The organism is Pseudoalteromonas sp. GABNS16E, from assembly GCF_028598715.1.
Classification (GTDB): Bacteria; Pseudomonadota; Gammaproteobacteria; order Enterobacterales; family Alteromonadaceae; genus Pseudoalteromonas; species Pseudoalteromonas atlantica.
The window spans coordinates 20,903-27,489 of record NZ_JAQREZ010000051.1 but is presented as its reverse complement, the minus strand read 5'-3'; the positions used below and the strand labels follow the sequence as shown (position 1 = coordinate 27,489).

The 6,587-nt window shown below is 39.8% G+C and carries 7 protein-coding genes; 3 read left to right on the top strand and 4 right to left on the bottom strand.

The window, feature by feature from the left end; translation table 11 throughout:
- Window positions 1–183 precede the first annotated feature (183 nt).
- Window positions 184–2,775, bottom strand: a complete 2,592-nt coding sequence (locus PSI06_RS17040; RefSeq protein ID WP_273604446.1) for a TonB-dependent receptor — start codon at window positions 2,773–2,775, stop codon at window positions 184–186.
- Between the two features lie 378 nt (window positions 2,776–3,153).
- Window positions 3,154–3,633, bottom strand: coding sequence for an SsrA-binding protein SmpB (gene smpB / locus PSI06_RS17035; RefSeq protein ID WP_004587371.1), 480 nt, complete (start codon window positions 3,631–3,633; stop codon window positions 3,154–3,156).
- A gap of 145 nt (window positions 3,634–3,778) precedes the next feature.
- On the opposite strand from smpB, the gene PSI06_RS17030 reads away from it, so the two are divergent.
- Window positions 3,779–4,216, top strand: a complete 438-nt coding sequence (locus tag PSI06_RS17030; RefSeq protein ID WP_024031816.1) for a type II toxin-antitoxin system RatA family toxin — start codon at window positions 3,779–3,781, stop codon at window positions 4,214–4,216.
- Window positions 4,216–4,533 carry an RnfH family protein gene (locus PSI06_RS17025; RefSeq protein WP_024031817.1) on the top strand — a complete coding sequence of 106 codons (318 nt, stop codon included), beginning with the start codon at window positions 4,216–4,218 and terminating at the stop codon, window positions 4,531–4,533. The genes PSI06_RS17030 and PSI06_RS17025 overlap by 1 nt, the downstream gene beginning before the upstream one ends.
- A gap of 64 nt (window positions 4,534–4,597) precedes the next feature.
- Here PSI06_RS17025 and PSI06_RS17020 read toward each other — a convergent pair whose 3' ends face one another.
- Window positions 4,598–4,957 carry an outer membrane protein assembly factor BamE gene (locus tag PSI06_RS17020; protein ID WP_004587368.1) on the bottom strand — a complete coding sequence of 120 codons (360 nt, stop codon included), beginning with the start codon at window positions 4,955–4,957 and terminating at the stop codon, window positions 4,598–4,600.
- A 107-nt stretch (window positions 4,958–5,064) separates the two neighbouring features.
- On the opposite strand from PSI06_RS17020, the gene PSI06_RS17015 reads away from it, so the two are divergent.
- Window positions 5,065–5,379 carry a GIY-YIG nuclease family protein gene (locus tag PSI06_RS17015; protein WP_004587367.1) on the top strand — a complete coding sequence of 105 codons (315 nt, stop codon included), beginning with the start codon at window positions 5,065–5,067 and terminating at the stop codon, window positions 5,377–5,379.
- Here PSI06_RS17015 and PSI06_RS17010 read toward each other — a convergent pair.
- Window positions 5,365–6,543: a tetratricopeptide repeat protein gene (locus tag PSI06_RS17010; protein ID WP_273604445.1), complete on the bottom strand. Its 1,179-nt coding sequence runs from the start codon at window positions 6,541–6,543 to the stop codon at window positions 5,365–5,367. The genes PSI06_RS17015 and PSI06_RS17010 overlap by 15 nt on opposite strands.
- Window positions 6,544–6,587: the final 44 nt, after the last annotated feature.

Genomic DNA, 6,587 nt, shown 5'->3' with positions numbered 1-6,587 from the left:
AATGCGGTGTCTAAAGCTGTTTTAATATTCATAAAAAAATCCGATGGCAAATGCTCATCGGATTCTTACATCTATAGAAGATCGGTCAACTGATCATTAAAATATTTCTTAACTGATCGGCATTAGCCATATGGCGGTTTTTTTGTTTTTAGCATAGCCCATTTAATAATGGGCTATATTAAATTAAAACGAGAAGGTTACTTTAGTGTAGAAGTAACGACCACGTGGGTTATGTACACCCGATGCATACCCGTAAAGGTCGGCATCGCCATCACCAATGGCAAATGGTGGCTCTTCGTCGAATACGTTATTTACACCAAGCGACACTTTAGTTGCATCACTTACACGGTAAGATGTTTGTAAATCTACCAATGCTTGCGAGTCAACCATACGCGATGTATTGCTATCAAAGTCTAAATTACCGTCAAAGTCTATATCTGGGGTATCTTCAAACTCGCCTACGTAGCTAATATTTACGTTGGTATTAAATTGGCCAATTTCCCAGTTAGTAGAGAAAATCCAGCGGTGCTCTGGGTAATTGTATTCACCCGTGTAATCGCGGCCGTCTTTTTCAAACTTGTTTTGGTACGCCCATTCTAAGTTAAATTTAAGCAAGCCTAAATCATCCAGCGAATGGTTGTAATTTGCTGATAAATCAACACCTGACACTTCTTGCGAAGAGACGTTTTCAAAGGTGCTGTATATTTTTTGAATGGTGCCTAAGCTATCACCACCACTAGGTGCTAAGCGAACACACACCGTGCTATCTTGGTTATTACACTCAGAGTTATAAATTGGGCCAAATTCTTGTTCATCAATTTTATTATCTTGGGTAATACTCCACACATCTACGCTTAAACCAAATTCAGCAGAAGGTGCCCAAATAAAGCCAACGTTCCATGATTCTGACTCTTCGGCTTCTAAGTCAGGGTTACCAGCAAATTCAATGTTGTAATCTAGCGCGTCACAATCAAGGCCAGTTGCTTCACAGCGATAAGTATCTACAAAAAACTGACTTTCTTGTGATGGACCTAAACCTACTTGTGCAAGCGATGGCGCTCTAAACCCTTGTGCCCACGAACCACGAATGGTTATTTCGTCGGTAGGTGCCCAGCGTAAAGCGACTTTAGGGTTTGTTGTATTACCAAAATCGCTGTAATCATCGTAACGGCCAGCGAGTTGTAGCTCTAGGTTTTCAGCAAGTGGGATTGAAAATTCCACATAGGCTGCGTATTGGTCGCGCTCTGCTGCAGCAGACACAGACTCAGTACCAAAAATTAAACCGCGCTGAAATTGGTCATCCGGTGTATCGGTTACATCTTCTTCACGGTATTCAATACCCGCGGCCATCATAACCACGTCATCACCAAAGCTAAATGCTTCACCAGAGATGTTAGCGTCGAATGAGGTCATATGAGACTCACCGCGGCGAACTAAGCTTGTGGTAATTCTGTCAATGACTTCTGGGCTGTTATACGTGCCACCAAATGGGTTGTAGTTACCGGCATCAATTTCTTGTTGTAAAAAGTCGGTGCGAACCCAACCTTGCGAACGATCGCCTGTTTGAAGTGATTTACTACGGCCTTTTTGAACCGCAGCTTCCCAGCTCCATTCCTTAATTTCGCCTCTTAGGCCAGCTACAAAGCGAAGTGTGTCTGATTCAATATCCCATTGGCGAGCGCCCGCATCAACCGTACGGTAACGGCCAATTTGAATATCTTCACCAAACGGGTTGTTAGGGTGGCTAGCAGGTACTGTTAAACCTGCATCTTCATCAAGTGGAGTAGGGGCACCGGCTGCAACTGAGGTATTATGCTGCACTGCCATTTCTAAAAAGCCGGTAATACCATTATCAAAATTGTATTCAAATTGAGAAATAGCACCTACGCGCTCAGATTCAGGGGCGATGTAGCCAAATGAGCCGTAATCAAATAAACAACTACCGCTTGATGTGGCGTTTTCTGCAGGACAATCTGGGTCAATTGTTTTTACACCATCAACATAAAAGTAGCCTGGAAAGCCACGAGAAGAGCGAAAGTCTTCGCCGCCATAAGGCGATTGGTTAGCGGTGCCTAAGCTGCCCATTTCATCTGACGAAAGCGAGGTGTTTTTAAAATAATCAATAATAATTGAGGCGCTGCTTTTTTCGCTAGTTGTACCCCACACTAAACTTGCTGTTGTTTCTTCGTAATTAGGGCCATCGGTACCACCGTAGCCTAAGTTTAGTTCAACGCCATCTATGTCTTTTTTCAAAATAACGTTGACTACGCCCGCTACTGCATCAGAGCCATAAATTGCTGATGCGCCATCTTTTAAAATATCAATGCGTTCAATCGCCGATACCGGAATGCTATTAATATCGACAAATGAGTTTGTTATACCTTCGGCAAAGGCACTAATCGCCACACGGCGGCCGTTGATTAGTACCAATGTAGCATCAGCACCTAAACCACGTAGGCTGACCGCGGCAGATCCATTTGCAGTTGAATCTTGGTTGTTGCCGCGTGTTGAGAAAGTACCGCTGCCTGCCACAGGCATTCTTTCGAGGAGTTGTTGAAGGTTATCGTAACCCATGTTTTCGATATCTGCTCTGCCAATAGATTGTACTGGCGAAGGCCCTTCGATATCGGTGCGTTTTATGCGCGAACCTGTTACTTCAATGCGTTCTACTTTTTTTGCTTCTTCAGCAGCATAAGCTGTTGTTGTAAATCCTGCTGAAAGTGCGATTGTAGCACCTGCAATTATGCTAGGTGTAAATGCAATTGATTGCTTCATCCTTAAGTCCTTGTTGATATGTTATAAATTTAGTTGCTTAACAAGCGCTGACATTAATATCATGTAACTTAAGTGTTATCAATCTACACCCTTTGCGATTTTAGTATGAGTTTTTGTAGAGTATTGAGGGAAAAATATTCAATAATAGAAACAACGAAAAAGGATAGACAAGGCTAAATTACTCGCTTTGTACCATAAAATTTGCGCACTAAAATGGGCAGGCATCTAAAGAAATTAAAAAAATAAATAAAGTGTAATAATTTATTTATATCATGCACAGGGATGAATTAAATAAAGCTGAGGGGAATTTGATCAGGTTGTTTTAAATTTAACCGGTGAGAAATTAAAAAAAACGCCTAAATAAATTAGGCGTTGTGTTTATACTTTATGTTTCATGAGGCGTTCTTTCTCACGCGACCAATCTTTATTTTTGCCGTCTTCACGTTTGTCATGCATTTTTTTACCTTTTGCTAAGTGAAATTCAAGTTTCACCCAACATTTTTTCCAATACATGGCAGTGGCAACAAGTGAGTAGCCATCTCGTTCAGTGGCACCGACTAATCTATCAAGCTCTTTGCGGCTTAATAACAGTTTACGGTATCGCATTGGATCGCAAATAACATGAGTCGAGGCGCTATTTAAAGGCTGAATTTGACTGCCTAATAAAAAAGCTTCGCCATTTTTAAGATGAATATAAGTTTCTGAGATGTTTACCTTACCAGCTCGGATACTTTTTACTTCCCAGCCCTGTAGTTCAACACCTGCTTCAAACTTGTCGTGTAAAAAATACTCATGACGCGCTTTTTTGTTAAGCGCGATGGTATTACTGTTCGATTTTGATGATTTGTTCTTAGCCATAGTGCCCTATAATATACGTATTAAGAGATGTTTTACATCGATTTTTTATATGTGCCTTTAAAATAATCTGGTGAACTTAAGACCATGAAAATTTGGGGAAACGCGCAAAGCTTGCTAAAATTCGCCCACACAGTTGGGAGTGAGTATGCCACAAATAGAAAAAAGTGCGCTGGTTATGTACAGCACTAAAGAGATGTTTGACCTAGTTAATGATGTAGAAGCTTATCCGCAGTTTTTACCTAATTGCTCAGACTCTAAAATCGTTTCGCAGCACAATAATAACATGACCGCGAGTTTAGAAATATCCAAGGCGGGTATAAAAAAGTGGTTTACCACTGAAAACACCTTTATTGACGAGCAAACCGTGCAATTAAGGCTGGTTGATGGCCCATTTAAAACTCTTAAAGGGCGTTGGCATTTTCAAGCGTTAGATAAAAAAGCCTGTAAAGTTGAGCTTAAGCTTGAATTTGAATTCTCTAGCAAGCTTATAGAATTGGCGTTTGGTAAAATATTTAATGATGTAGCTAAAAATATGGTTAGTGCATTCACGCAACGTGCAAAAGAAGTATACGGAGCAAGATAATGATTAGCGTTGAGATAGTTTTTGCATTACCGACTAAAGCAACCACATTAACAGTGGAAGTAGCGCAAGGAACCACAGCCGAACAAGCTGTTATTCAATCGGGGATCATTGATAAGTGCCCTGAAATAGACCCAACTGCGCTTACTTTAGGTGTATGGAATAGAACAGTAAAAGCGCATTATGAATTAAAAGATGGCGACAGAATAGAAATTTACCGTCCACTAATTGCAGACCCTAAAGATGCTCGAAGAAAGCGTGCTGAAAAAGCAAAAGAGGAAGGTCGAGCAAATAAAGTTACCGGTGGGCGTCCTTTATAAAGGTCATTAATGTAGTAAATAAAAAAGGTGAGCCATGCTCACCTTTTTTTAATAACTAGAGCGTTTACTGCTCTAGCGGAGTATCAAAGTTTTCTGGTTGATCATAATCACCCGAAACAGCAACTAGTTGATCATTTTCAAATTTAACCAGCAACTCTTTATGCTGCTCATTATCGCGGCCTTTGTTAAAGCTGTACACATAACGCCAGGTACTATTATCAAACGCATCTTCTGCTATTGGACGACCTAATACATAAATAACTTGCTCTCGTGTCATGTTTACACGAAGCTTATCTACATCTGATTGCTCTAAAAAGTTACCCTGTGGGATATTGATTCTATATACCCAGCTAGAACAACCTGCTAAAGAGCTGAATGTGAGAGCAACGATAAGCCAAAGAGAAAAAGTTTTTAACGACTGCATTGTTAGTTGTGATCCTTATTTTTTATAATCTGCATGATACCGATTAGTCACTGAAGGTAAAACCCTTTTAAGAAATTGTTTTTAGTTACGAGGGTTAGGGTAAAGTTTTGACCACAAACACACAAAAAAGTTTAAGTATAAATATAAGCAAAGCACACAAAGTACCCTCAACGTGGTATTTGTATATAGTGCAAACGCGTTTAGGCCACTGGTATACAGGTATAACAACCAATGTTGATAAGCGCTTAGCCACGCATCAAGCGGGTAAAGGCGCAAAAAACTTAAAAGGCAAAGGCCCTTTAGTTTTAATTCATCAACAAAAGGTGGGCTCAAAAAGCGAAGCCAGCAAGTTAGAGTGGCAAATTAAAAAATTAAGTAGGGCCCAAAAAGAGCACTACGTACAACAACTAATGACTAAGTGAAGCTGTGGCATTTTTTAATGCTTTTAATTTATTACGATAGCGGGCTTTGTCATAGTTAAACTCGGCGTTTATACCCGCTAAACGCATATAATGTGTTGCCTGCTTTATATTGCCGGTAAAATAATATGCTCGCGCAAGGCCAAAGTGGCTTTCGTGTAACTTAGCGTCAATTTTATAAGCGCTTTTAAAATGCTTAATCGCTTGAGAGTAATTTTTAAGTACCAGTTCACTATTACCCAATGATATATGGTAATACGGGTTAGCTTGGCGCTTTTTATTGAGCTGTTTTAGCATTTGCTGACCTTGTTTAGCGCGGTTACTTAAGGTGTACAGCACAGCGAGATTACCTATGGCAGTATGGTTATTTTTATCAAGCAATAAAGCATAGTTATATGCCTGTTCAGCTTCTTTTAAATAATTAAGCTGCCTAAATACAATACCTAAATTTCCCCAGCCACCACTGTATAATGGGGCGGCTTCAACGGCGGCACTAAAGTAGCTATAAGCTAAATTATAATTTTTATTTACTAAAGCTTGAGCGCCTTTATTGTTATAAAACATAGCCGTAACAAACTCTTTTCTTATTGGGCTGGTTTTAAAGCGTTGTTTTCTTATATTCGGGTCGAAGTCTATGGTTAACTGTTTATCACGTTGATAAACCATTGTGGCTGGTATTGTTTGCATAAGCGCATTGTCAATTGATAAATTAATATGCCCTGTCAGTAAATTAACCCCTTTATTCATTGCCCAATATTCAGGAATATGGACTTTTTGAAAGCGCGTTTTTATTCCTAAATAATCGGCTAAGCTATACGCTAATATCGATAACGACAGGCAATTAGCATTTAAATTAGCGTAGGTTTGCGATGCACTCAATGTGGCGCCACTTTGATAGGTTAATGAGTTATCGCCGTTTTTTAATAAAAAACTTAAAATACTATTCGCTAAGTAATGCGCGCTGCGCTTACTGGTTAAGTGGGCATCAAGTTGGGAAGTGATTGTTTTGTCTAGCTTAAATATTTCTAGCTCGGTTTCGACGCTAATACGGTTAAATGTTGGATGGTTCGCAAGGGCAAGCGGTGGTGGTTCACGCACCGTGGTGTTACATATGCTTAGATATAAGCAACTACTTAGTAATAATACGTTAAAACAAGATATGTTCATAAACCACCTCCAACATATTACATCTATAAGTGTAGATGCAATAT